We start from the raw sequence: 26,597 nt of genomic DNA, 5'->3' as shown, positions 1-26,597 counted from the left end.
TATGACAACTTGTTTACGAAATTCATTTATCGAAAACGAAGGAAGCCCCCATAAGAACAATCAGATTAAGGGAGTAATACCATGGAACTTAAAAACCACACCATTATGATCACTGGTAGCGCCCAAGGTTTAGGAAAAACCATGGCTCTACATTTAGCCAATCAGGGCGCGAACATAGCCTTAGTTGATTTAAATGCTGACTTACTAACACAAACGGCCAATGAGTGTGAAGATAAAGGCATCAAGGTGACTACTCATACCGCTAATGTCGCCAAGGAAGCCGATGTTGTAGAAGCTGTTAAAAATATTATACATCAACATGGCACTATTGATGGTCTTATCAATAATGCAGGTATTCTCCGGGATGGCATGTTGGTAAAGGTCAAAAATGGTGAAATCGTCAAAAAGCTCAGCCTAGAACAGTGGCAATCTGTTATTGATGTCAACTTAACAGGTGTATTTTTATGCGGAAGGGAAGTAGCAGCCCACATGATTGAACATCAAACATCAGGTGTCATCATCAACATTTCCAGCATTGCCCGCTCTGGTAACATTGGCCAAACAAATTATGCCGCAGCAAAAGCAGGGGTAATTGCACTGACAACCACCTGGGCCAAAGAGCTTGCTCGATATAGCATCCGTTGCGGCGCTATAGCACCAGGCTTTATCGCTACTGATATGACCGCAAGCATGAAGCCAGAGGCTTTGGAACGTATGACGGCTGCGATTCCACTTCAGCGTATGGGTACCCCTCAGGATATCGCTCAGGCAGCCGAGTTTATTTTCACAAATGATTACTTCTCAGGACGTGTTCTTGAAGTCGATGGGGCCATGCGACTATGACCCACATAATGGTGATTAGATATAAAACGTTAGGTATTTAGAAAGTAAGCAAGCTACACCTGCCGACACACCTTCATTTGTGTAGAAGGCAGGTGTCGGCAATAAGTATTACCACGAATAACCTAGACCGACAGAAACAGCAGAATCTCGCTTGTGTTTTCCGTCATCAGGTTCATTATCATAGTCTAATTCATATTGAAGAACAGCAGATATATTGTAGGGTAATTTGTACTCTAAGCCTGTTTCACTCTCAAATAGCAACTTATTACCTTCTGTGCGAGGAATAAGTAGCTCATGCTTGTGGAAAAAGGATAACTTATCAAGAAATACGGTTGCTTTCTCATAATCCGTTGCCCAACGAAATACATCCACATGGCTATCACCCGCATCACGATAACGAGACCACACACGAGCCAAACCGCCCTCAACTGAAAATCGATGTAAAGGAGTATTGAAAAACTGATAACCTAAACCAAACCCTAGCGTTGTACGTTCATTGAGGTTTTTCAAACCATCTTCTTCGTAAGACACGTAGGTGTTAGCAAACCAGTGCTCATCCAAAAAGCGGTCATAATTGTAGTTAGCTTCCAACTTGTCTTCTGTTAACCGCTCATTTTTTTCCGCACGCTCAGACTCAAACTCAAAACGATGCCGGTTCATACCGTGAACCAGGCTCATATCAAGGTCAAGCTTCAGCTCTTTTGACTCAGTGTTACCATCCTTAAGTTCTGCAAATGCTCGCGCTTTACCAGAAAACTTCAGAGGCTTGGAATTTTTCTCCTGAGGGTACATTTGATCAATACCCTGCAGCTCAGCAAACTCAATAAGCTGTCCATTTTCTTGCTGTAACGTGTGATTTTTTCCATCAGCAAGTAGCTTTCCATGAATGGTTTCACCACTTTGCGTAAGAATCGTGACAGGCTTTTTAGTTTCAATTTTTTTTACTTTGGACCAGTTAAGCTGAATAGTCGCATAAGGGGTTCTAATCACCAATACTTCTTGATCAAGGTATTTTATTTTTCCAGAAATTTGGTCGCCATTACTGAGTTCAAGACGGTCTGCAAACACAAAGCAAGACATTCCCAGTAAACACGACACCAGAGTGCTTTTAATTAAGAAATGCATTCGTTTACTAACACTATTACACTTAAGTTAAGGATTACAACTGATTACTACTGTGACACTTTTTAGTGCCAGCCTTGTCTGTCATAGAGTCTGAGTAAAGAATCATCTATGATGTTCAAGGTGAATGTGAATAAATGTCGATTAGAGCAACGTATGGAAGTATCTAAACACGCGCGCATATGGCAAGTGGTCAGTATGATTCCTACGGGCAAAGTGGCTACATATGGCCAAGTCGCCCGAATGGCAGGGCTAAAAAATCATTCCCGTATGGTGGGTAGTGTACTCAGTCAACTGCCCCCTCATTCTGGATTGCCTTGGCACCGGGTTATTAATAGCAAAGGGAGAATTTCATTTCCCCAAAGCAGTCCACAATATAACAAACAGAAACAATTATTATTAGCGGAAGGGATTAAGTTTATTGCAGATAAGATTCCATTGTCCAGCTACCAATGGCACGCAGAAGAGTCTGCTTAAGCCAGCTTGGCAATTGCTGTATATTTTTTTAAATCGTGTTAATAACAATTTTAAAGACCATTAACAGTATTAAAATTATTATTAACACAATACATAAGTTGTTTTGGTTAATAAATGAAAATGACGCCTTTTTTTCAAGCGATTCTTAACCGCCGAATGTTAATCTGTCTATTTACAGGTTTAGTTTCTGGCTTACCCTTATATATTTTAATTTCCATGCTACCTGCATGGCTTCGTACGGAGGGTATAGGCCTCAAAGAAATTGGCTTATTAACGCTTGTACAAATCCCTTATGCTTGGAAGTTTATCTGGTCCCCCATCATGGACTCAGTCAAATTACCATGGCTGGGTTTACGTCGTGGTTGGATGTTAATTTCTCAAATAGCCTTATTACTATGTGTTTGCGGCTACGCATTAGTTGATCCAACAGACCTAATATGGGTAGCTATAATTTCAACGGCTATTGCCTTCTTTAGTGCCAGCCAGGATATTGTGATTGATGCTTATAGACGGGAAATATTACCTGATGAGGAGCTTGGCCTGGGTAACTCATTACATATTAATACCTACCGCCTCTCTGGTTTGATTCCTGGGTCTTTAGCACTGATTCTTGCAGATACACTCCCTTGGTCAACAGTATTTTTAATCATTGCCTTATTTCTTCTGATAGGTATTGGCCTCACGTTGAGTATTGCTGAACCCAAACACCAGCTTCCTCCTCGCCCAACGTTCCACTCTGCCGTCGTTGAACCATTTCATGAGTTTTTTACTCGCCACGGACTCCGTTATGCTTTAGCTGTTTTAAGTTTTATGGTGCTCTATAAACTGGGAGATAATTTAGCAACAGCACTATCAACTGTTTTTTACTTAGACAAAGGCTACAGTCTTACAGAAATTGGATTGATAGCAAAGCACGCAGGTCTTTGGCCAATGATTTTTGGAGGATTACTGGGTGGGTTAATTATGATCCGCATCGGTATCAACCGATCACTTTGGCTTTTCGGATTTGTGCAAATAATCTCTATTTTTGGTTTTGCATGGTTAGCGGAGGTTGAAAAAAACTTATGGCTGCTTGCCCTTGTAATCAGTTTTGAGTATCTAGGTGTTGGTCTTGGCACTGCAGCATCTGTTGCCTTTATTGCAAAAACAACCAGTAAAGCGCATGCAGCCACTCAGTTTGCCTTATTTACCGCATTAGCTGCTTTACCGCGTACAACACTCAATACCTTTAGTGGTTATTTTGCCGAGTGGTTAGGTTGGACACACTTTTTTATCTTTTGCACAGTATTGGCTATTCCAGGCATGCTACTACTCTTTTACATTGCGCCGTGGAATGGAGCCACTCATTCAGCCCCAAAGCCTCCAACTCAACCCGATGATGAGAATACATTAGCGGCCAAACCAGTCAGTGCATCACAATCGACTTAAACTAAACACCACAAGATATCAACAGTTATCATACCAAGGGACAACAACACTGTGTCCCTTAACTACCCTTCGTTATGGGTATTCAGCTATTAGTCCCTAAAGTTATTGTACTGAAGTGGCAGGTCTAAATCAGCGTCCTTCAGAAGAGCAATCGCTTCTTGCAAATCATCCCGCTTTTTCCCTGTCACTCGTACTTTATCTCCTTGAATTGATGCTTGAACCTTCAACTTTGCATCTTTTACCAGCTTAACAATTTTCTTACATGTATCTTTATCAAGGCCCTGCTTTACAGTGATATCTTGCTTCACTTGCTTGCCAGAACCATAGTGATCTTTAACCTCAAGACACTTGATATCGATGCCACGCTTAACCATTCGGGTTTGTAGCAAGTCAATCATTTGCTGTAATTGAAAGTCAGCATCAGCAGTAAGGGATACAGTCTCATCCTGCAGCTTATATGATGCCTCAACACCTCTAAAGTCATACCGTTTATCCAGCTCTCGATTAGCTTGATCTACCGCATTGTTAAGTTCATGCAAATCTACCTCAGATACAATATCAAACGAAGGCATTAACTATTTCTCCATTCACTAAATAAAAGTAAGGTCTACACACCTAACTATTAACCAACAGTCGTTCTAAAATCTTTTACTACGACTCAAAGATATTCCATAAATTTGCTCAACAATTCACAACAGGAACCCATTAAGCAACAGACAGCACAACATTTACAAAGTGCTATCCACCATATAATGCACACATAATACAAATCTAGTATTTACACAGCACTAACAAAATAAAAGCAAAAATAGCTCCACCAACTAGCAGTAAATTGGCTAAACTTAGAGCCAATACAATAATTTGACAGATATCACGACCTGTTATTATATCTTAATAATCAGCTTTTCTGTCGAATTTTAGCAGTTTATGCTGCCTCTTAAGCTATTGTAAAACGAATACTCAAGCATTTTCTAAAGTAAACAACAATAAAGCGGTACATAAGAAGTATATTATGGCGAATCTGAATACCCCTATTCTTGTGGTCGATGATGCAAAGTTCAGTAGCATTATGATAGGACGCGCCTTAACGGCTGCCGGTTTCAAAGATATTCGTTTTGCCAGCAGTGCTAACGAAGCCTTAAAACAACTTGAAAAACGAGCCGCCAATATTTTAATTGCTGACTGGCTAATGCCTGAAATGGATGGGCTTGAGCTTACAGATCAAGTGCGTATACTTGACAGTAACTTACATCACTTTACGTATGTCATGCTGCTTACAGCGAAGGAAGGGGTCAGTGCACTAAAAGAAGCATTTGACCGGGGTGTAGATGATTTCATTAATAAGTCCGTTATGAATGACCAACTACTACCCAGAATTTTCGCAGCTGACCGCATCTCTTCCATGCAAAACCGCTTATTAGAAGAAAATAAGCTGCTGACTGACAATATGAATGTGCTGGAAAAGCGCAATCTGGTTGACCCTTTAACCGGACTGGGTAATTTGCGTTACTGCCTGCAACGGTTGAGTGATGCACTGCGACATGTTGAGTCTCGTGAAGCAGCTTGCTGCTTACTCGTAGTCGCACTCCAAAATGGTAAAGACATTCAAGAAAAATATGGCCTGGCTATTTATCAAGAAATTATCCGCGGTATGGCGCGCCGATTACATCAGCTAATCCGTCCAATGGATATTTTATCGCGAACAGGAGAAGAACAGTTTGCAGTCATCACGACACATGATGACCTGGAAGCATTTAATGTAAAAGGTTTTAGACGGCTTCATGCGGGACTAAACCTTAAAGCATTTAAAACATCTGTCGGCTATTTATCTATCAAAGTAGGCATCAGTATTTGTATAGCTGATAACAAACAAAAATTACCTACTCAAGAACAAATTCTGGTTATTGCACGTAGCCAGTTAGCAAAGTCATTTGAAACCGGTATGATTACAGTTACACATTGGAAACCAGAGCTAATAGCCAGTAAATCCTCCACGTAATGACGAAAACAAATGCTCCCTCCACCCCTGAGCATTTCCAAGCAGCACCTTGGTTTATTTTAGGTGGTGGTGCTATGGGGTGCTTGTGGGCGTATGATCTCGCACCGAATAGCATTATTTTAGCTAAGCCTGAACGCTACCTTCAATATACCAATGGCTCGAGTACCGCCCTAATAACCACTAAGCTATCTTATCGACAAGCCTCCCAGAATGTTCCCTTCATTTGTGAATGTCGACTTGCTAATATTCAAAATTACTCTTCTCCTATTCTCAAGCTAATCGTAACCACAAAAGCTCAAGATACATTAAGTGCCTTAAGCGCTGTTCAGCACACTCTCCACCCTCAAGCTCATATATTACTTTTACAAAATGGCATGGGTAGCCAGCAAGCTGTAAAAGAGCAGTTCCCCATACATACACTCTGGTGTGGCTCAACCACTCAAGGGGCTTATACTACAGATTTCCTACATGTGGTTCATGCAGGCTTTGGCCAGACAGCTATTGGTCCCTGGCATACAACCTCTGAAACTAACCCTCATTTTTCTGCTATTTTTCAACAACAACTAATAGCACAGGGCCAGCAAGTAACATTTATTAAGGACATTCAGCCTCTTCTTTGGCAAAAACTTGCAGTCAATGCCTGTATCAACGGCTTAACTGTTTTATTTACATGTAAAAATGGCGAGCTACTTACCTGTCCCAATCGATTAAAGTGGGTTGAAAAACTGTGTCAAGAAACAGAGCAACTACTCGATAACAAACATATAGCTCTCACAAAACCTCTCTTTCAACATGTTTGTCATGTTCTAAAGCAAACTGCTGAAAATTACTCTTCAACCTATATGGACGTTACCCACCAACGTCCAACAGAACTGATGTACATCAATGGTTTTATCCTATCAGAAGCAAAGCAGCTTGGGTTATTATTACCCTCACACACAGCATTAATGGAACAGCTGGCACAAAAAGGCATTTTTTAACATATAAATTCAGTTAATAAGGAAAAAAACATCAAATCATCATAGCAAAAGGCATTGCATAATTGAGCTGCTATTCTACCTTAAAAAGCATCTTATACGTTTTATGTCGTAAGATATGACTGTGGATGAAAGCGGCGCATCGTAAGCACTTTAGTAGTAAACAACGTCCTTATATAGGCATTAATGGTCTATTTTTCTAGGTATTTTTTCATTTATGGCTAGTTTTCGCCGATACTTAGCAAATGACTCAATCAGCGGCAAGTTGCTCATGCTGTTGATCTCTGTGACTACCTCATTAGTGCTTATCGCCTGTGGGGCACTAACCATCACCACCTATTTGATTTCACGAGAATACAACATCACCCAACCTTTACACCAAATTGAAGCATTATTTGGTAATCCTGTTTTAGTTACATACCTATTAGAGTCTCCTCAAGCAAGTAAAAGCTTTCTTGCCAATCTCAGTTCTCTCACTTCGTTACAATCAATCAACATACTGGATTCAAATAAAAAGCTATTACTTTCCTTTCAGAATACAGAGAGTCAGCCAGAACTCAGTACTGAAAAAAGTCAGTTAATGGTTTACCTTCCCCAAAAAAAACAAACAGTTACCCTGATTCTTGCTGCCAAACCATCATTATCCAATGTATTAGTACTTGCGATTCATATTGCCATTCTAGCGATAATAGCCACTGCCGGACTGGTTTGTATTTTGGCAATACGTCGGGTGAAGCATATTATTATTCACCCAATTCTCCATTTAATTGAACAAGCACATACTATTTCTGACTATGAAAACTACAATTTACGAGCAACTAAGTTTAATAATGACGAACTTGGTATCTTGGCTACGGCATTCAATAAAATGCTCAACAAAATCCAAGCCCGAGATCGACAACTGATCAATGCCCGAGATCAAGCAGAAAAAGCCAGCCAGCAAGCACAAACCCTTGCCCTGGAAACTCAGCGCACAAATAAAAAGCTGGCCTTAGAAGTACAGGTACGCACACATATTGAGCAAAAACTGACAGACTTAAAAAAATATTTAAGTGATATCATCGACTCAATGCCTTCAGCATTGATTGCTATCGAGCAATCCCAACAAATTCAACAATGGAACAAGCAAGCCTGTTTACTCTTTGGAATTAGTGCAAATGATGCCTATGAGAAATCTGTTTACCAAGTAATTCCTTTTTTAGAAAAGTATCAGGATACAATTAACAAGGCTTTAGCCGTTAACCAGGCTCAAACTATTGAAAAAGTTCCTATAACACAACCAAGTCAGGAAATTCATTATTTCGATATTATCGTTTATCCTCTTACCAGCTCACCAGAGGTCAATCTCTCTTCCAAAAAAGGCGCTGTTATTCGGTTAGACGACATCACTCAACGCCTGTTTATTGAAGAAGCCATCGTGCAAAATGAAAAAATGATTTCTGTCGGAGGACTCGCCGCAGGGATGGCTCACGAAATCAATAACCCTCTGGGAGGCATAGTGCACAGTGCGCAAAATATTCAACGACGCCTGTCCCCTAGTTTAATTAAAAACCAAGCACTAGCAGAAAAGTTACACATTGATATACAGTCGTTAAATCAGTATCTGGAAGAAAGGGGTATATCTCACTTTTTGAACAATATACAAGATGCCGGACAACGTGCGTCAAAAATAGTCAATAATATGTTACAGTTCAGTCGAAGAAGTAATCGTCAGCTACAACCCACTCAATTAAACTCGCTTATTACTCGAACACTTGAAATTGCCCATAGCGACTTGGCAATTAAGCAAAGTATTGAGCTCAACACCATCAAAATCAGAACTTATTTTGATCCCCAACTGGATAAGGTACCTTGTATAAGTAATGAGATTGAACAAGTTTTATTAAACTTAATTAAAAATGCTGCCTACGCTATACACCAGCGTTCTAGGCCTCTCACAGACGGATTGATAAACATAAAAACAGAAAGAAAAGAGCAGCAGGCACTCATTATTGTGGAAGATAATGGCGTTGGCATGACTTCAGAGGTGAGAACTCGTATTTTTGAACCTTTTTTCACAACAAAAGAGGTTGGCTCAGGAACAGGTTTGGGACTATCGGTTTCCTACTTTATTATCACAAATAATCACAAAGGCAAAATGCAAGTTAGGTCTACTCCCACTGAAGGCACACGGTTTACCATTAGTTTGCCTTTGGCGACGTCAATTGCAGCATAAATTAATGTATTACCTTCACAAAGTGTGTATTACTTTGATATGCATGACTATTATGTTGCCAAGCTAAAATGCCAGCCTATTACAATAATCGCCAACCCAGTCCCCCACACCACAAGCGTCCTCATCAGAAGTTCTCGAATAGCCATAAGCTCTTCAACGGCAAGTTGTTGCTGCTCCTGCCACTCATTTAACTGTAAAAACTCTTCCAGATTCAGCGGTAAAGACAATGCTTGGAGTCCACACCGGGCCACAAACTCTCCTGGCTTTTCAGTCCAATGCGTCCAGATATGTCTCAACTCATGGTATGCACTTGCAAAATTGCCTGAAAGTGTAAAAGAGGCCGCTAGCAGCCTGGCTGGTAGCCACTCCAGCAGATAAAGGCAGTCCCAAGCAATTGAAGCCCGTACCAAGGCAGGGTTATGTTCCTCCATATAGTCAATATACAATGCATTAAGTCTATATAACAATGCAGCCCAGGGGCCTAGCAATACAAACCAAAATACGACTGTTATTAACTGCTGAAGCGCGTCATAAAACAGTTGGCGTCTTAATAAGGTATATTGATTTTCTAACCCAGTGATTTTTTGTTGAGCAAACTCAGGAAATATCTGCTCAGTCCTAATAAAAAGCGTTTCAGGGTTAACCGTGCGCATAATAGCTAACACGCGATCAAGCCGCTTAACAAATCCTTGTCGACCAAAACTATAAAGTAAAACCAGAACATTTAATAAAACTAAAGGGCCATTCCATAAAATATCTTCCAGCAACCACGTTAAACCCGCTAATAACAGTAATGGAATACTCCAGGCAAGACACCAAATGCGAACATCAGGCACCAATTTTACCTTAAGCAAGCGCATCAAAAAGCTTAGCCACAGAAAATACCAACGGTCATGATGGATAGACTCACGCCATCGTTTTAATTGACAACACCCAAAGGCAATAAATATCTCCAAGAAAAGCATCGTCGCCTCGCCAGTTTTATAATCCGTTTTTTTTCAGCAAGTGTTTAAAATACTTCCAGTCAAATGCAGGTCCAGGGTCTGTTTTTCGTGCTGGAGCAATATCACTGTGCCCAACAATTCTATCCAATGAAATCGCAGGATAATAGTTCATTAACGCCTGTGTTATTTTAGCTAATTGCTGATACTGGATGACCTCATAAGGTTGGTGATCTGTACCCTCTAGTTCAATACCTATCGAAAAATCATTACAGTTTTGTTGTCCTAAGAATGCAGATTCACCTGCATGCCATGCTCTTTTATTAAAATGAACAAACTGAAATACTTCACCTTGTCGATCTATCAATAAATGAGCAGATACTTTTAAGCTGGAAATTTCAGCAAAATAAGGATGATCACTAGGATCCAACTGATTAGTAAAGAACTGACGGATATAGTTGTTATTATACTGACCTGGTGGCAATGAAATATTATGAATAACGAGTAAGTCAATAGTGACTGGGGCAGGACGATTGTTATAGTTTGGGCTAGGACAAAACGTTGCGCCTTCAATTAACCCACTTTCAATTGTTTTAAACACAACAAAGCCACCACACATGATTAGACATCATGTGTTAGGCTATCATAAGCGAAGTGAAGATTCTCTCAATTAAAACTGAAAAATATACTCAACGTGTTTACTTCTAGTACTACAACACGTTGTTATGCTTTCATTTTACGTAGGTTACCAATCACCGACTGAAGCGCTCGATCAAATAACAGGTCGTCATCTAGCAAGGTAATATTGCCGTTTTCAATATCCAGTGCCAAATCCAAATGCGTCTTTTCAGCCACTTTGACTCCCGTACGGTTAACAAAAATATACTTACCGTTAGGTTTGATATAAGCGGCTAACTTAGCACGATATCGGTTCTCAGTTGACTGACCAAACTCTACCCAACTACCCACTTTCAATCTTTCGAGTTTGGCTAAGCTGGCATCACTGACCAAAGGTTTTTGATTATCTTGTAATTTATTGTCTTCTACCTTAACTCCCATGGCTGTCATATTGGCTGTTTGCACTTGCTCAAGTGACTGCCCACTTTCTACTGACGTCATTGCTTGCCCCTTTTCATTATTATTTTGAGCTTTTTCAGCTTCTTGCCTTGGTGGGGACTCAGGCGCAGTGGGTAACTGTTTTGCGGGAGCCTCTGAAACTGTAGGCTGTTTAGGCTGAGACGGGTCAGAGGTTACCGGGCTTGCTTCAGTTTCTTGCGTTGGTCGAGGAGTCCTCAGGCTTTTAATTTGCAAATTTCTAATTTGCACGAAAAGCTCTTTCATGTTGAAAGGATCATACGCAATACTGGTCAAAGCTTCCTTGATCTTTTTCATTAAAGGAGGGACAAGTCTCAATAATTCTTTACGCTCTTCTACACGCTGATGTGGTGTAATACTCCATAGCAATTGATCCATGGTCTTGATTGCATCCTGCCAAGTCTCTGACTCTTCACCTTCTTTAAGGTAAGCCAGAAACATAACCTTGCTCCAAGCATCCGTCAGTAGATTTGCCACAACCTCAGGTACATTTTCGTTTATAAGTCGAGCCTGTATTGTTTTATCAACAGTATCCCTGGCAACTTCAGATCTCGCCTTACCTTCTTCTGCATCTTTTGTACGCTGCTCAAGAATTCCTGCACGATGACGCTCTTTTTCAAGAAATAGGTTAAAGTCTTCAAGCAGTTCTTTAAAAAGCTCAACATTATCAGTGAAGTCGTTAAGTACCCGCTGTACAATTTCGTCTGTTTTATTATAAAGAGCCTGCTGTGCTTGATCATCACGCTCATCACACCCCAACGCGGCCGCAGCCATTTCATTCAGTAATTTTCTAGCAGGGTGAGCCGCTTTACAAAATACCGCCTTATCGATGATAGCGACTTTTAGAATAGGGATTTGTAAGCGGCCAATTAGCGCCTTAAATTTCTCAGGCAAATTTCGGTCATCAAGGATGAACTCAAATACCAAAGATACCAGGTTAATCACATCCTCATTAACCTCGCCAAGTGACTTATGAGCTTGCTGTTGGACAAGCCCTCTCACCTGAACAGCAAGATCTGTATTCTGCATGTCATCCAAGCGGCCAACCTGAAAAATAGGTTGATGTTGCAGCTGTGAGAGTGCAGACATAAGTTGCGTATGGTCAATTACAGGCTGATTAGATGAAGCCGCTGGCGGAAGCTGAGGACGATAATGACCTAATAAGCCACGTAATTCACTGAAGAACTCCTGAGCAAGCTGATACTCTGCACCTCCATCCGCCCCTGAGGCAGCGAAGCCTGAACCCTCCCCACCTGCTGTTTCAGTCCCTTGAGCCTGTGTTCTTCTGGAGGTTGATAATGATGGTCGTTGACCCGGTCGTCGAGCTGCTTGTGCCGCAGTAAGGTGAGGCATTACACCTGAAGTTTTCAATAGATTATTCGCATCACTGTAAAACTTATCTAGCTCACCAAGCACATACTTTTCAAAAAGCTTAAAGATGACAAGCTTAATTTTGATTTCAGCATCAACCGATTTACAGGCATGTACAAAAGCTGTGCAAAGGCTATGAGGACCTAGCGGATTGCTCTTATCATTTATGGTTTGTTGGGGGACTAAACTATCAAGACGAAGTGTTAAATGCATCAAGTTCATGCTGACATCATGATTGAGCACCTTAGAAACCATTGTCTCAACAGCAACAGCTTCTTCTAAATCATCATTTTGTACCAAGGATAGTGCATCAGCACTAAAGCTATCATAAGCCAGGGTAGCAGACTGATCTTTTGCTTTAGCGAGTTGAGAGAAGTTACGCTTATACTCATCATGAAATGTTGAAATGATAGAGGTACGCTTTAAACGTACTTCACGCATGGCTTCGAAAAATGAGTTTTGCTCTAAATTACTCCCTGCGCGATCAGCCCGTTCAAATAACACATCATCAACATTTTCAAACAAGTTGCCTAATGCGCTTCGTAGATGGTTATTGAAGCTCTCTGCAAGCTGGTTTAGAAGCGGTGAAAGTCTCGCATTCAATACAGTTGAACCACCCTGATTAGAAATCTTACTTATCGGTACTACTTTAGACTCATGGTTCATATTCTGCATCTCCGTACTAAACCAAGCACTACTTTGAAGTGATGCGTTACTTACTGATTTGTTTCACTACATAAGCAAGTATAAGTTATTAGCGTCACATTCCCTGAAGTATCGAACTCCCAACAAAGCAGGCTCTTGCCCTCCCTATAGAATCAATTCCCGGACTAATAGGAGAAAAAAGTACACTGCCTAGTCAATTATAGCGTTAATATTGTCGCAAAAAGATCACAAAAAGAAAATATTGGTGAACCAGTCACACTTTTATAGGTTTTGTGTCATTTTTATGTCTTTACTTATTTCTTATAAATCATCAAAATGAAACATTTATTTTGATTTGCTATAACATTGTTTGATGAAAGGTTGAATGAGGGAGATAAGAGCTCGTTTAGCCTAAAAACAACCCAAAAAAAGAAAACTGCTGATTCACAAGCTGAACAATATTACTCATTCATTACCACACATTTTTAATGCAATAAGCTATAAATAGATTGAAATATATTTCAACTTTATATACTGCGTTACTTGTTGTCCCATATTACTCACTTAATCTAATCAGCCACGGCCCCTTTTTCTATTGACCCCACCAGCCAAAGATGAGACTTCAGCAGTAACTTCTGAGCCTCTGACCAGTGCATTTCATACTTACCTTTTTTTGTAATACTATAGAGTTCGTTTTTGAGGTGACACGAGAGCTTTTTGATGCAAACCAATCCCCATAGCAAGCTAGGCAAAGGCATGATGATTGCGGGCTGGACAATCGCTTTACTGGTATTGACATCTATCTTTGCGAGGTTTGAGTCGTCACAAAACAACCCAAACCAACAACTTGAAGTTTCCCACGCCCCAAGTGGTGAAATACAAGTTTTCTTAAAACGGAATCGATATGGTCACTACGTGTTGTCTGGCAAGATAAATCAAAAAGATGTCACTTTTCTGGTTGACACAGGGGCCACTAACGTATCAGTCCCTGAAGCGATAGCAGATCAACTTGGCATGACCAGACAAGGCCAAGGCTATGTTCACACCGCAAATGGAAGGGCAAAAGTTTACTACTCAACTATTCAACAACTCACTATTGGCGATATCGAACTTTATGATATTCCTGCCAATATCAACCCTCATATGGATGATGAAGAAGTTCTACTGGGCATGAGCGCCCTTAAACATGTAGAGTTTACCCAGCAAGGCAATACCTTAATACTAAAAACGTCTTCATAAAGACATCATGTTTTTAGCTCGCTATACTCTTGTCCATATTTTCTACCCTTAACTAAATACCCTCAGTTGGCTATGTACTCCAATCAACAATTGCAAGACAGTATTGACCAAATCACCACACTTGCCCTTGCTGAAGATATTGGCAATGGTGATATTACCGCTAACCTCATTCCTGCAGATGAAAATGCGACAGCCACTATTATTTCACGTGAAAATGCCGTTATTTGTGGACGTCCATGGGTTGATGCCACATTTCAAAAAGTTGACTCAACCATTAACCTCCATTGGCAAGTGAGTGAAGGTGACCACGTTACCCCTAATCAGCAACTTCTTACTATTTCTGGCACTGCACGCAGCTTACTCACAGCAGAACGCACAGCACTTAACTTTTTACAAACACTATCAGGAACAGCAACACGTTGTAGCCACTATGCAAAGTCAGTAGCCCATACCAACGTTAAACTACTCGATACTCGCAAAACACTCCCTGGTCTACGGTTAGCACAAAAATATGCTGTTACCCAAGGCGGCTGCTATAACCATCGCATAGGTTTGTACGACGCATTTCTTATAAAAGAAAACCACATTGCAGCCTGTGGTAGCATTACTGCAGCAATCAATAATGCGCGCACTCTAAACTTAGGTAAAAACATTGAAGTTGAAGTAGAAAACCTACAAGAGCTGCATCAAGCCTTGGCTGCTAAAGCGGATATCATCATGCTGGATAACTTTTCAATTGATGATCTGAAACAGGCCGTATCAATCAATCAAAAGCAGGCGAAGCTTGAAGCCTCAGGAAATGTCAGTGAAAAAACCATTGTCAGCATTGCAGAGACAGGTGTTGACTATATATCCATCGGCGACCTGACCAAAAATTGCCAAGCTGTTGACCTATCTATGCGCTTTCAATGAAACACACCCTACACAAATCATTTTTATACGTGTAATTCTTAGCGCTTACCTTAACGGACAAGTAACGCTGTTCTAATGTATACCCAATACATTGGTAGGTTTTACTGTCCTACTGGTTACTTATAATTGTCGTCCAGCAACGTTATGTAAATTAAAGTAACTACCTCAAATCTTACAGTAACAGGCATGCCCTGAAACCTCATCACTTGACGGACGTCCCTAAAAACCCTTCACTATAGGTATATACTTTACACACTACTTGTTAATCAGTATTACTGATCTTGCTAACCTACGGTTTAAACACAAAAACTTTATGAAAAAAATTCTTGTTACTGGCGGAGCTGGCTATATAGGCAGCCACACTTGTGTAGAGCTACTCAATGCGAATTATGACATCGTTGTTGTTGATAATTTATGCAACAGTAGCAGTGAAGCTCTTAACCGCGTTCAAAAAATTTGTAATAAAGAACTCACTTTTATCAAAGCGGATATTCGTGATAAAGAAAGTATGGAAAGAGTTTTTAAAGAACATTCTTTCTATGCGGTAATACATTTTGCTGGCTTAAAAGCAGTTGGTGAGTCAACTCAAATACCACTGACCTACTACGAAAACAACATCACTGGCACGCTGAATCTTATCCAGGTGATGCAACAACATAAAGTTCATAACTTCGTTTTCAGTTCCTCAGCGACAGTCTATGGTGATCCAGCAAGCCTCCCTATCACTGAAGACTTCCCACTTTCAGCGACAAATCCTTATGGTCGCTCAAAACTCATGATTGAAGAAATTCTAAGAGACCTTTACCAAGCAGAGCGTCATTGGAATTTAATAATACTACGCTACTTTAACCCAGTGGGTGCACATAAGTCAGGACTCATTGGAGAAGATCCACAAGGTATACCAAACAACTTAATGCCTTTTATTTCTCAAGTTGCTATTGGTAAACGCGAAAAACTCCATGTTTTTGGCGATGACTATGACACTAAAGATGGCACAGGGGTAAGAGATTATATACACGTGGTTGACTTGGCCAGAGGTCACGTTAAAGCATTAGAGAAAATCCAGGAAACCCCTGGCTGCAAAGCCTATAATTTAGGCGTAGGTACAGGTTATAGCGTACTGGAAATGGCGAATGCATTTGCAAAAGCCAGCGGTAGGCCTGTCCCATACGATATTGTCGCAAGAAGACCCGGAGATATAGCAGCCTGTTACGCCAATCCAGATTTATCAGCCAAAGAATTACATTGGAAGGCTGAGTTAGGATTACAAGATATGGTAGAAGACACTTGGCGTTGGCAGGAGGGGAATCCGGGTGGATATAAACCACAATAACAATACTAGCACTATTCACTTTAACAATTCTTTACACTGCGTTTAAAATATTTACTCGCAACCTATTTATACAGATAAATTTGATAATTTAATTAGCCATTTAGCGTAAGGAACTTAACGAGAGTGGAAAGAAAGCCGAAACATGCCGTATAAAAGGATTTGAACGTCCATTACTGATCAATCAATGGGCCACTCAATAAAACCAATATGAAATCGATTTAGCACCAAAATTCTCAAAAAGAAAATGTCCAGTTGAAGTAGACCAGAACACAATAATAAGCTAGTAATTAAAAGTTAGTTAATAGGTGTTTAGGTTTTCCCATCCCTATGCTCTAAAATCCATACTTTAGCTGAGTAGCAAGATGATTAATAATAAATATTAGGAAGCCATAACCCAGTGGAAGAGAAAGTCGCGCTGATTACCGGGATTACAGGTCAAGACGGGGCCTATTTAGCAGAACTATTATTGAACAAAGGTTATCGAGTGCATGGTGTAAAACGCCGGACTTCTTTGTTGAATACTCAACGCATCGATCATATGTATCAGGCACCTCATATTGAGCATAGAAAATTTATTTTACACCATGGAGACATGACGGATGCATCTAGTTTAATGCACATTGTACAAACTGCACAGCCCACTGAAATTTATAATTTGGCGGCCCAGTCCCATGTTGCCGTTTCTTTTGAGGAACCAGAATATACAGCCAACTCCGATGCTTTGGGTACTTTGCGGCTACTTGAAATCATGCGTAGTCTTAAGTTGGTGGATCAAGTGCGTTTTTATCAAGCATCCTCTTCCGAGCTATATGGCTTAGTGCAAGAAGTCCCACAAAAAGAAACCACACCCTTTTATCCGCGCTCCCCCTATGCCGTTGCCAAGCTTTATGCTTATTGGATTACAGTGAACTATCGAGAGGCTTATGGTCTTTATGCCTGTAACGGAATTGCTTTTAATCATGAGTCTCCCATTCGGGGAGAAACCTTTGTAACCCGTAAAATCACCCGAGCTTTAACTCGCATCAAGTTAGCGCTTACTGCCAATACCAGTGCACCAAGCCCCCAAGAAATACCCTGTCTATACTTGGGTAACCTAGAAGCCAAGCGAGACTGGGGACATGCCAAAGACTATGTCCAGGCCATGTGGCTCATGTTGCAACAAGACCAGCCGGAAGACTTTGTTTTGGCTACAGGCAAACAATACAGTGTGCGTGCATTTGTTGAGGCCGTCTGTCAGGAGCTATCCATATTCATGGTTTGGCAGGGACATGGGATGGAAGAAGTAGGCATTGAACAGAGTACAGGAAAAACCATTGTGGCCGTTGATCCACGTTATTATCGGTTGACTGAGGTGGACTCTCTGCAAGGGGATGCCAGTAAGGCCAGAGAGAAATTGAGCTGGACTCCAAAAATCAGCTTTTCCGAATTGGTGAAAGACATGGTCCATGCTGACCTACGTTTGGCCGAGCAGTCTCTTTAATCTCATGCTAAAAAAAGACTCACGAATTTATATTGCGGGTCATAAAGGCATGGTGGGTTCAGCCATCATGCGTGCCTTGTCCAAACAAGATTATCCAAACCGCATTACTCGATGTCATGCCGACTTAGATTTAACCCAGCAATGTGCTGTGCGTGACTTTTTTGAGCAATCGGAGATCGATGTGGTCATATTAGCTGCAGCCAAAGTGGGGGGAATTTGGGCCAACAACACTTATCCTGCAGAGTTTATTTATAACAATTTAATGATACAAAGCAATGTCATCCATGCAGCCTATGTAACAGGGGTAAAGACTTTGCTTTTTCTGGGCAGCTCTTGTATTTATCCTAAATATACGGAACAACCAATCCAAGAAAAGGCTTTATTGTCTGGCCCCCTAGAGCCTACCAATGAACCCTATGCCATTGCTAAGATTGCAGGACTTAAACTTTGCGAGTCTTACAATCGGCAGTATGGCACTGATTATCGTACCCTGATGCCCTGTAATCTTTATGGTCCTGAAGACCACTTTGCAGATAAAAACAGTCATGTTATTCCTGCTTTAATTCATAAATTTCATCAAGCCAAGCTGAAACAACTGCCTCATGTCACCGTTTGGGGCAGTGGGTCACCACGACGTGAATTTTTGTATGTGGACGATTTAGCCGAGGCTTGTCTGCATGTTTTACGGCAACCCCAAGACACCTATCATCAAGGCACTCAGCCAATGTGTGCTCATTTGAATGTGGGCACTGGTAAAGACCTGACTATTGCCGACTTGGCTCAGCACATTAAGGAAATCACGGGTTACTCTGGGAGCATCCAGTTTGATAGCAACCAACCAGATGGTACGCTCCAAAAAAAATTGGCCATTGATCGTATACAGGCGCTCAATTGGCAACCCCGTGTAAGCTTGGAAGAAGGGCTTCAGATCACCTATGCCTGGTATCAGTCAAAAGTTTCAACGGATTAAGCCCCATTTGTACAATACATTTTGGTTGCTTGCTGAACGCGGGTTACGCATTTTTATCAGTATTTTTTTATTTGCTTATATTGCCAGATATCTAGGTCCTCAGGATTTTGGCCTGTTGAATTATGCTTTTGTATTTTCGGGCTTATTTGTACCCTTGATTTCACTGGGGTTGAATCGTATTTTGGTGAGGGAGTTGGTGAAAGACCGTCAAGCTTCTGCTGAACTATTGGGTACTGTTTTTGGGTTGAGGCTGGGGGCTGCTCTGGTTAGCTTTTTGGTTTTACTCTTGATCATTATTGTCTTTGATTTAGTCCCTCGTGATGCTCATGGTTTGATGATCATTGCAGGATTAGGCAATCTATTTTTAGCATTCGATGTCATTGAGTTGTTCTTTCAATCTCAGACGGCTGCCAAATATTCTGTTCAATACAAAAGCATAGCTTTTTTGCTGGTCAGTTTTTTTAAAGTGAGTTTAATTTTTTCTGGAGCTTCGGTGATCTATTTTGCTTGGGTGGGCGCCCTAGAGCTTTTCCTGATAGCCTTGCTTGCTTTGTTTTTTTATCGCAAAAATGTCGATGCTAAAATATGCTGGACTTTCAGCAGGATCCAAGCAAAAAATCTCTTGTTAGAAAGCTGGCCTGAAGCTCTATCAGCTGTAGCTATACTGTTATGTATGCGATTAGATCAGATCATGTTGACGGCTATGGTGAGTGTGGAAAGCATGGCTGTTTTTTCAACGGCTGTACGATTGACAGACGCCTGGTACTTTATTCCCGCTGCAGTGGTCAACTCGACTTTTCCGGCCATTATGACCAGCAAATTGAAGTCTCAAGTGGAATATTTGAGTAGCTTACAGAATTTGTTCATGTTATTGGTTTTGATGTCTTTTTTGGTGATCTTACCTACCATGTGCCTCGCACCTGTAATCATCCAAGTACTGTTTGGTGTTGAATATGCTAAGGCCAGTACAGTACTCATGATTTATATTTGGGGCTTGCTATTTGTGGCCTTGGGGATGTGTTCTGGGTCTTGGATTTTTGCAGAAAGCAAAGTGAAACTCGCTTTGTATCGAACCTCAGTGGGTACCATCACCAATTTTTTATTAAACTATTTATTAATTCCAAAATATGGTGCAGTGGGTGCAGCCATGGCAACGGTGTGTTCATTGGCCATTGCCTTTTATTTATTTGATCTTTTCCATCCAGCCATGCGGTCACTGTTTTTCATGAAAACTCGTGCCTTGTGGCTGAAGGGATTACCTACCTATATTAAGGGATTTATGGCTTAATCTTATGAAGAATTTTAAGCAGATCCACAGAACATCTAAGCCTTTGATCAGTATCATTACAGTCTGTTATAACGCGGTCGACTTTATTGAAAGTACTTTTATTAGCATTAAAGAACAAAACTTTCAAGATTATGAATATATTGTCATTGACGGTGGTTCTAGTGATGGCACTTTGGAAGTGATTCAAAAACATCAAGATATCATTGATTACTGGCAAACGGAGCCAGACCAAGGCATAGCAGACGCCATGAATAAAGGGCTTGGCCATGCGCAAGGTGCCTATATTCTTTTTTTACATGCCGATGATTACTTTCATACGTCAAACAGCTTGAGTGTCGTGGCTGATTTTATGAAAAAAAAACCAGGCTATGATGTATATGCATGCAATATTTTATATGGATCTAATCCCAATCTTTCTTTACAAAAACCTAGGGGATTTAATGCCTGGATCAATATAAAAACAGGTATATTTCATCAAGGTGCTTTGTGTAAAAAAACATTGTTTGATACCATCGGTTTATTTGATACTCATTTTAAAATCGCCATGGATTATGATTGGTTTTTACGTGCTTATCTTAAAAAAGCCAGTCTAAAAAAAACTTATTTAGTTTTAACAGTCATGCGGGACACAGGCATAAGCTCCAAAACAGACCAACAAAGCTTACTGAACCGGTTCACAGAAGAAAAGAAAGTGCATGAAAAAAATTGTTGCAATAGCCTGTGGCATTATATTTATCTTGTTTGGTGGTTAATTTATCCAAAGTATCGGTTATTTTTTTTGGCCATTAAAAATAAATTAGCAGCTCAGCCGAGCTGAGGGTCCGCTCTGATGGAGTCAAGAAAACAATCTGTTTTGGCACTTAAAAAACAAGGTTATAGCGTACTGTGCCAAGTCATCGATCCAGCAATATTACCCCCCATACCTCAGTTGGTTGATCAAATTCATCATCATGCCGAAATGGGCTTAGAAGATCCATTTTCGTCCTATTATTTAAGGCATCGGTATGATCAGGGAGTCCTATACGATCTTTACCAGCGTCACCCAGAGTTCCAGTCGCTGGCAAAGCAACACAGAGTACTTGATGTGCTAGAAGGTGTGCTTGGACCAGATATTTTCCTCTACGAGAATAGCTTGGTCTATAAGCCAAAAAATAAAGTGAATGCAGTGCCCTGGCATCAGGATTTTATTTCACGCCCCCACGAACCTAAAAAATATGTGGTATGGATGGCATTAGATGATGTTCAAGTTTCGAATGATGCACTGAAAGTCATTCCAGTATCACATCAGAAAGGTTATCTACCTTGGCACCGTGTAAAAGGGGAAACCCATCATGATCGTTTAGACACTCGTTATATTGATGAGTCTGCAGCAAAGTATGTGGAGTTAAAAGCTGGAGATGTACTGATTTTTGATGCCATGCTTTGTCACTCCAGCGATGAAGTGAACGTTGTGACCAACCGACGTGCTTATCGGGTTTCTTACCAGGGGATTGCTTCTATTTACACACCCAGGGGGTCGCCATTGATGATGCGTGGTGGAAACCCAAGCTCACTGCAGTCTCGTTATTCAAAGCAGCAAGTTGATTTACCACAGAAATCTTGGTTTGCTCAAGCGATCAAGTAGGTTGGGGCGTATTTTAACTCGATATTAGGCTTTATTATGAATACTGCACATGCTGTATCAACATTTTTGAAGGTATTTAAAAAAAAACCTTGGCCAATTGAAAAGCCCATTGTGATGCAGTTTCCAATCAATGATATTTGTGATGCTCGTTGCCAGATGTGTCATATTTGGCAGATGAAGTTGGACCAACAAATCACACCACCACAACTGACTGAACTTTTGAGAGCAGATTTATTTTCTGAAATACGATTTGTCGGGATCAATGGAGGTGAACCTACTCTGAGAAAAGATGCTGCAGACTTGGTTGCAGTTCTGTTTGATAGGCTACCCAAACTACAAACCATCAGCTTAATTACCAATGCTTTAAAATCGGATCGTGTTCTTCAGTGTATTGATGAAATAGGTGCTGTCGTTAAACAACGTGGTGGCTGTTTTGATGTGATGGTTTCATTAGATGGTGTGGGTGAAGTACATGATCGGGTTCGTGGTCGACCAGGCAATTTTGTCAGTGCAACACAGGTACTTAAAGAAGTCGTGAATCACCCCAAAGTGGACCAGGTCAGAATTGGGTGTACTGTGATTCGTGAAAATGTACTTCACTTGCATGAATTGTTGGCCTATGCAATCCGAGAGGGTGTCTATATTAAGTTTCGTTTGGGCATTCCCCACCAACGTTTATACACGCTCAATACTTCTCAAGCTCACCAAATAGGTAAAACTTCCTGGTTGTTTAATGATCCTTACCGCTTTTCACGTGCCGAAGTCATCCATTTTTCTGAGTTTCTACAGGGTGTGTGCCGTTATTATGAAACTTCAGAACAGCAAAAATTATTTTATCAATCTCTCATTGGGCAAATACTGTTTGGGCATAAGCGCAGAGCTGGCTGTGACTGGCAGCATCGTGGTGTCACCTTATCCTCTAGAGGGGAGCTATTGTATTGTGCCGTTCAATCTCAGGTGATTTGCAATGCACTGGATGGGGACACTACAACTGCTTACTTCGGAAATGAGGCCCATTTACATAACATTGTTAAACAAAAATGCAATAGCTGTTGCCATGATTATGTAGGTTTACCTGAGGGGAGTGATTTGTTCAGGATTATTGTAAGAGATTTCTTACGTTATTTAGGGGTACATGAGACCACCATCAAAAAACGCTTATTATCAACCCCACTCAAAGTAATTTCTGAAAAAGTGCGTTTCCAAGCACACCGCAGTCGCATTAGAAAAAAATGGAAACGACTCAGAAAAAAAGAACTGAACACTCAAAAAAGGAGTATTTCAACAGTTTTGATTTGTGGTTGGTATGGGACTGAAACCTTAGGCGATAAAGCCATACTGGCTGGGATTGTCACCAGTTTAAGAAAAGTCCATCCTGAGCTCAGCATTTGTATTGCATCCCTAAATCCTTATATTTCAGAAGAGACAAAAACTCAACTCGATGAACTGGAAGGGTCTGATATCTGTGATATAGATACCGCAATCCAAAACATGCCTCGTTTTGATTTGTTGGTTTTTGGTGGTGGTCCCATTATGGCGATCAATGAAATTGCAGAAATGGAAGTACTCTTTGAAGAAGCAAAAAGGCAAGGGGTGGTGTCTCTGCTTTTAGGTTGTGGAGTAGGCCCCTTGGGGGATGCTCAAAAAAATACCGCCATTGCTCGTGTATTGAAACTGGCTGATCATCGAATTTATCGTGACGATTACTCAAGAAATTTGGCTACCCATCTAGGAGTTTTAAATTCTAAGGATATGGTTGCTGAGGATCCTGCTATCACTTGGTTGCACAGTGTAAGGCTTGAACAATCCAAAAAAAATATGGCCATTGATCCATCAAAAACAAAACTTGGTGTAGGCAAAACCCTCTTACTGGGTTTACGTGATTGGCCTTATCATCAATACATGCCACAGGCTGCCCCTCAAGAAGCAGAGCAAATAAAGCGTCGTTTTGAGCACATTTTGGTTGACGCTTTGGCGGCTCTGATTGAGAACCATCAAAATTTAACCCTTGTACCACTGCCCATGTGTACCAATCACTTTGGTGGTGATGATCGTTTTTTTTATCTGAACTTGTTAGCCAGCCATCCAAAAATCGCAGCGCATCTGGATTATTCTGTCCTAAGAGAGGAATTAACACCTAGAGCTTATGTGCAATATTTTAATCAGGCAGATGCGGTGATTGCTATGCGATTTCATGCAGCTGTTTTTTCCACCGTATTGCAGAAGCCTACTTTTATTGTAGATTACACCTTGGGCCAAGGTAAGCTCAGTGCCTTTGCTCAGAGTCATCAGTTACCATGTGCCTCTCTTGAGTCTTTGACAGCAGAACAGCTCATTACCCAAGTCAATTCTTTATTCCATCTGGATGTTAAAAGGTGCGTTCTTATCAAGCCTACATTTCCTGATCAGTTAGTAGAAGTCTTGGGTGACTTATTATGAAAGTTGTTCATGTGAATGTATCAGACAGCATGGGTGGGGCCAGCAAAGCAGCCTACCGGATACATCGTGGGTTGCTTCATATTGGAATAGACTCCCAAATGGTGGTAAATGAAAAATTAACCGTTGATCCAACGGTGGTCGGGCCAAAAGGCATTTTTAGTAAGGGCATTCGAATGACGAGAGGACACTGGGTGATGCCTTTACAAAGATTACAACATGGTAAAAATTTAGGGTATCGCTCCTTGAATATTGTGCCAACGGGTTTACACCATACCTTGAACCAAATGGATACAGATATTGTACATTTGCATTGGGTCAATGGAGAAATGATCAGTATTTCTGAAATAGCAAGGATTAATGCACCATTAGTTTGGACCCTGCATGACATGTGGCCTTTTTGTGGTACTGAGCATTATGTAAAAGATCCGGCTTCTAATCGCTATATTGAAGGTTATAGCTCGAACAATCGGCCTAAAGAAGAAACGGGGTGGGACTGGGACCAGTGGATTTATAAACGCAAACAGCGTTACTGGCAGTCACTACCAATTCACGTGATTTCCCCCAGTCATTGGTTAAAGTCTTGTGCTCAGTCAAGCCGTTTGTTTTCCGAGAAATTCCACCAGGTTATTCATAATGGATTGGATTTAAAATACCATAAATCCATCCAAAAATCAGTTGCACGAGATATGTTTAATTTGCCTCAGCACAGTCAACTCATTTTATTTGGTGCAGTTTCCAGTACGGCAGATCATCGGAAAGGGTACGATTTGTTACAGAAAGCTTTGGGTCACTTGAAAACATGGGTTGATGTTTCAAATACAGCATTAGTCATTTTTGGGGCTGAAAAAGTGCATAAGTGTGAAGGGGATACAGCCCATTTCCCATTGTTTAATATCGTTCCTTTGAGGGATGATGTTTCTATAAACGCATTGTATAGTGCAGCGGATGTCTTTGTTGCGCCATCTCGTCAAGAAAATCTCGCAAATACTGTGCTTGAAGCACTAGCTGCTGCAACACCTTGTGTTGCATTCGACATTGGCGGCATGGGGGATCTTATTAAGCACCAAACAAACGGATATCTTGCCAAACCGATGGATACAATGGATTTGGCACAAGGCGTGGCTTGGGTGCTCAATAGCAGTACTCCAAATGCCTTATCGCTTGCCGCAAGACAGTGCGTAGAAGAAAAATTTGATTTGAATAAGATCGCACGTCAATACTTACAGCAATATTATGCTGTGTTAGGTGGATAAATTTTAGAGTTCTACGCGTCTTTGTGTGAAGAGCTAATTATCTCTATCACCTTGTTGAGGAAGCAAAGATGGCAGTGAAAGTAACATAACTAACTACTAATATCAGCAGTGGCTACCTGCTTAAAACCACCATGATCACTGGGTTGCAGGAGAAAAGCCCCCAAACAAAAGGGCATTAAACAACTATAGGCCTAGCTTACTCAGCGCACGCCTGATAAAACCTACATTTCTCCTGTTCACTATATCTAAATCTTGCCAAGGAACATTTTCCGTTTTTTTTGATTTTTCGTACCAGAGGTTACCGTATATTTGATTTCTTTGAAATTCTAGATGGTCATAATCAAGTTTTACAGCATGTAGTGTTTCATGAGATGGCTTAAAAATAGTAATGCTATTGTTAGACGATGTGCACTTTACTGTTTCACACCAATCCCAAGGCACCCAAACTGGGTCAACATTATTGGTTTCCCAAAACAAAGAGAGGTACCTGTATTGTTCTTTAAACTTTAGTAGGTGAGTATGAATTGAAAGGTCCTCACATCTTTTATCAGTATATATATTAACCATATAAGTTAATGCTTTTCGACTTGTATCGCAATGAGGGCTAATTTCATATTTATTTAGGTTTTTCTGAATTGCAGTCTCTATATTTAAAAATTCATCGATTTCAAATTTTTCCTTCAATATATCTAAAAAGTTATTTGAGTTTAAATATGCAATAATCTCCTTCAGGAATTCATCGGTATAGCTATTTAGACGCATAGTTATACCGTACCCTTCAATGACATGTTTACCATATCCTTTTATCATGTCTTTGTTAAATTTTTTACGTCCTTCAATAAAGTCAAGATAAGCTTTTATATCTGTAATACAGCCTGGAAAGGCTTGAGGTACATAACTTTGTTCCAATAACTTTTCAAATAGATCACTATTAGAATCACATTTA

General features: G+C 40.6%; 22 protein-coding genes. 16 read left to right on the top strand and 6 right to left on the bottom strand.

Going from position 1 to position 26,597, the window contains the following annotated elements; all coding sequences use genetic code 11:
• The first annotated feature begins 81 nt into the window (after window positions 1-81).
• Window positions 82-843, top strand: a complete 762-nt coding sequence (locus KCG35_RS11770; RefSeq protein WP_215819897.1) for an SDR family oxidoreductase — start codon at window positions 82-84, stop codon at window positions 841-843.
• A gap of 108 nt (window positions 844-951) precedes the next feature.
• Here the strand turns inward: KCG35_RS11770 and KCG35_RS26340 are convergent, their stop codons facing one another.
• Window positions 952-1,911 (bottom strand): DUF481 domain-containing protein, encoded by a 960-nt coding sequence (locus KCG35_RS26340; RefSeq protein ID WP_215819896.1) that lies wholly within the window; start codon window positions 1,909-1,911, stop codon window positions 952-954.
• A gap of 165 nt (window positions 1,912-2,076) precedes the next feature.
• Here KCG35_RS26340 and KCG35_RS11760 point away from each other — a divergent pair, with 165 nt between their 5' ends.
• Together KCG35_RS11760 and KCG35_RS11755 are read left to right on the top strand one after the other, a co-directional pair.
• Window positions 2,077-2,442, top strand: coding sequence for an MGMT family protein (locus tag KCG35_RS11760; protein ID WP_304956751.1), 366 nt, complete (start codon window positions 2,077-2,079; stop codon window positions 2,440-2,442).
• A 114-nt stretch (window positions 2,443-2,556) separates the two neighbouring features.
• Window positions 2,557-3,870, top strand: a complete 1,314-nt coding sequence (locus KCG35_RS11755) for an AmpG family muropeptide MFS transporter (protein WP_215819895.1) — start codon at window positions 2,557-2,559, stop codon at window positions 3,868-3,870.
• 89 nt (window positions 3,871-3,959) lie between these two features.
• Here KCG35_RS11755 and KCG35_RS11750 read toward each other — a convergent pair whose 3' ends face one another.
• Window positions 3,960-4,442 carry a YajQ family cyclic di-GMP-binding protein gene (locus KCG35_RS11750; RefSeq protein WP_215819894.1) on the bottom strand — a complete coding sequence of 161 codons (483 nt, stop codon included), beginning with the start codon at window positions 4,440-4,442 and terminating at the stop codon, window positions 3,960-3,962.
• 440 nt (window positions 4,443-4,882) lie between these two features.
• Here KCG35_RS11750 and KCG35_RS11745 point away from each other — a divergent pair, with 440 nt between their 5' ends.
• The 3 genes from KCG35_RS11745 (at window position 4,883) to KCG35_RS11735 (ending at window position 9,061) form a co-directional block, all read left to right on the top strand.
• Complete coding sequence (locus tag KCG35_RS11745; protein WP_215819893.1) at window positions 4,883-5,869, top strand: GGDEF domain-containing response regulator; 987 nt, start codon at window positions 4,883-4,885, stop codon at window positions 5,867-5,869.
• Window positions 5,869-6,849, top strand: a complete 981-nt coding sequence (locus tag KCG35_RS11740) for a ketopantoate reductase family protein (protein WP_215819892.1) — start codon at window positions 5,869-5,871, stop codon at window positions 6,847-6,849. Before KCG35_RS11745 ends, KCG35_RS11740 begins: the two co-directional genes overlap by 1 nt.
• A 214-nt stretch (window positions 6,850-7,063) precedes the next feature.
• Window positions 7,064-9,061, top strand: coding sequence for a HAMP domain-containing sensor histidine kinase (locus KCG35_RS11735; RefSeq protein WP_215819891.1), 1,998 nt, complete (start codon window positions 7,064-7,066; stop codon window positions 9,059-9,061).
• A 50-nt stretch (window positions 9,062-9,111) separates the two neighbouring features.
• On the opposite strand, the gene KCG35_RS11730 is transcribed toward KCG35_RS11735, so the two are convergent.
• The 3 genes from KCG35_RS11730 to KCG35_RS11720 all read right to left on the bottom strand — a co-directional run bounded on the left by KCG35_RS11730 (window position 9,112) and on the right by KCG35_RS11720 (window position 13,134).
• Window positions 9,112-10,026, bottom strand: coding sequence for a hypothetical protein (locus tag KCG35_RS11730; RefSeq protein ID WP_215819890.1), 915 nt, complete (start codon window positions 10,024-10,026; stop codon window positions 9,112-9,114).
• 16 nt (window positions 10,027-10,042) lie between these two features.
• Window positions 10,043-10,603 (bottom strand): 1,6-anhydro-N-acetylmuramyl-L-alanine amidase AmpD, encoded by a 561-nt coding sequence (gene ampD / locus KCG35_RS11725; protein WP_309227362.1) that lies wholly within the window; start codon window positions 10,601-10,603, stop codon window positions 10,043-10,045.
• A 122-nt stretch (window positions 10,604-10,725) separates the two neighbouring features.
• Window positions 10,726-13,134 (bottom strand): DUF1631 domain-containing protein, encoded by a 2,409-nt coding sequence (locus KCG35_RS11720; protein WP_215819888.1) that lies wholly within the window; start codon window positions 13,132-13,134, stop codon window positions 10,726-10,728.
• 699 nt (window positions 13,135-13,833) lie between these two features.
• On the opposite strand from KCG35_RS11720, the gene KCG35_RS11715 reads away from it, so the two are divergent.
• From KCG35_RS11715 to KCG35_RS11670, 10 genes are all read left to right on the top strand, one after another.
• Window positions 13,834-14,352, top strand: coding sequence for a retropepsin-like aspartic protease family protein (locus tag KCG35_RS11715; protein ID WP_215819887.1), 519 nt, complete (start codon window positions 13,834-13,836; stop codon window positions 14,350-14,352).
• Between the two features lie 72 nt (window positions 14,353-14,424).
• A complete protein-coding gene (nadC, locus tag KCG35_RS11710; RefSeq protein WP_215819886.1) occupies window positions 14,425-15,264 on the top strand; it encodes a carboxylating nicotinate-nucleotide diphosphorylase in 840 nt (279 codons plus the stop codon).
• 313 nt (window positions 15,265-15,577) lie between these two features.
• Entirely contained in the window at window positions 15,578-16,597 is a 1,020-nt protein-coding gene (gene galE, locus KCG35_RS11705; protein WP_215819885.1) for a UDP-glucose 4-epimerase GalE, read from the top strand.
• 397 nt (window positions 16,598-16,994) lie between these two features.
• Window positions 16,995-18,077 carry a GDP-mannose 4,6-dehydratase gene (gene gmd, locus KCG35_RS11700; RefSeq protein WP_215819884.1) on the top strand — a complete coding sequence of 361 codons (1,083 nt, stop codon included), beginning with the start codon at window positions 16,995-16,997 and terminating at the stop codon, window positions 18,075-18,077.
• A complete protein-coding gene (locus KCG35_RS11695; protein WP_230409157.1) occupies window positions 18,043-19,047 on the top strand; it encodes a GDP-L-fucose synthase family protein in 1,005 nt (334 codons plus the stop codon). The genes gmd and KCG35_RS11695 overlap by 35 nt, the downstream gene beginning before the upstream one ends.
• A complete protein-coding gene (locus tag KCG35_RS11690; RefSeq protein ID WP_215819882.1) occupies window positions 19,013-20,335 on the top strand; it encodes a flippase in 1,323 nt (440 codons plus the stop codon). Before KCG35_RS11695 ends, KCG35_RS11690 begins: the two co-directional genes overlap by 35 nt.
• A gap of 4 nt (window positions 20,336-20,339) precedes the next feature.
• Window positions 20,340-21,152, top strand: a complete 813-nt coding sequence (locus tag KCG35_RS11685) for a glycosyltransferase family 2 protein (protein WP_215819881.1) — start codon at window positions 20,340-20,342, stop codon at window positions 21,150-21,152.
• 12 nt (window positions 21,153-21,164) lie between these two features.
• Entirely contained in the window at window positions 21,165-21,959 is a 795-nt protein-coding gene (locus KCG35_RS11680; protein ID WP_215819880.1) for a phytanoyl-CoA dioxygenase family protein, read from the top strand.
• Window positions 21,960-21,995: 36 nt separating this feature from the next.
• Window positions 21,996-24,398: a polysaccharide pyruvyl transferase family protein gene (locus KCG35_RS11675; protein ID WP_215819879.1), complete on the top strand. Its 2,403-nt coding sequence runs from the start codon at window positions 21,996-21,998 to the stop codon at window positions 24,396-24,398.
• Window positions 24,395-25,651, top strand: coding sequence for a glycosyltransferase (locus KCG35_RS11670; protein WP_215819878.1), 1,257 nt, complete (start codon window positions 24,395-24,397; stop codon window positions 25,649-25,651). Before KCG35_RS11675 ends, KCG35_RS11670 begins: the two co-directional genes overlap by 4 nt.
• 183 nt (window positions 25,652-25,834) lie before the next feature.
• Here KCG35_RS11670 and KCG35_RS11665 read toward each other — a convergent pair.
• Window positions 25,835-26,597: hypothetical protein (locus tag KCG35_RS11665; RefSeq protein WP_215819877.1), on the bottom strand; the 763-nt coding region annotated here is incomplete at its 5' end.

This window comes from Zooshikella harenae (assembly GCF_018837975.1).
Lineage (GTDB): Bacteria > Pseudomonadota > Gammaproteobacteria > Pseudomonadales > Zooshikellaceae > Zooshikella > Zooshikella harenae.
Note: the sequence above shows the minus strand (reverse complement) of the source record. Positions and strands in the feature narration are given on the sequence as shown.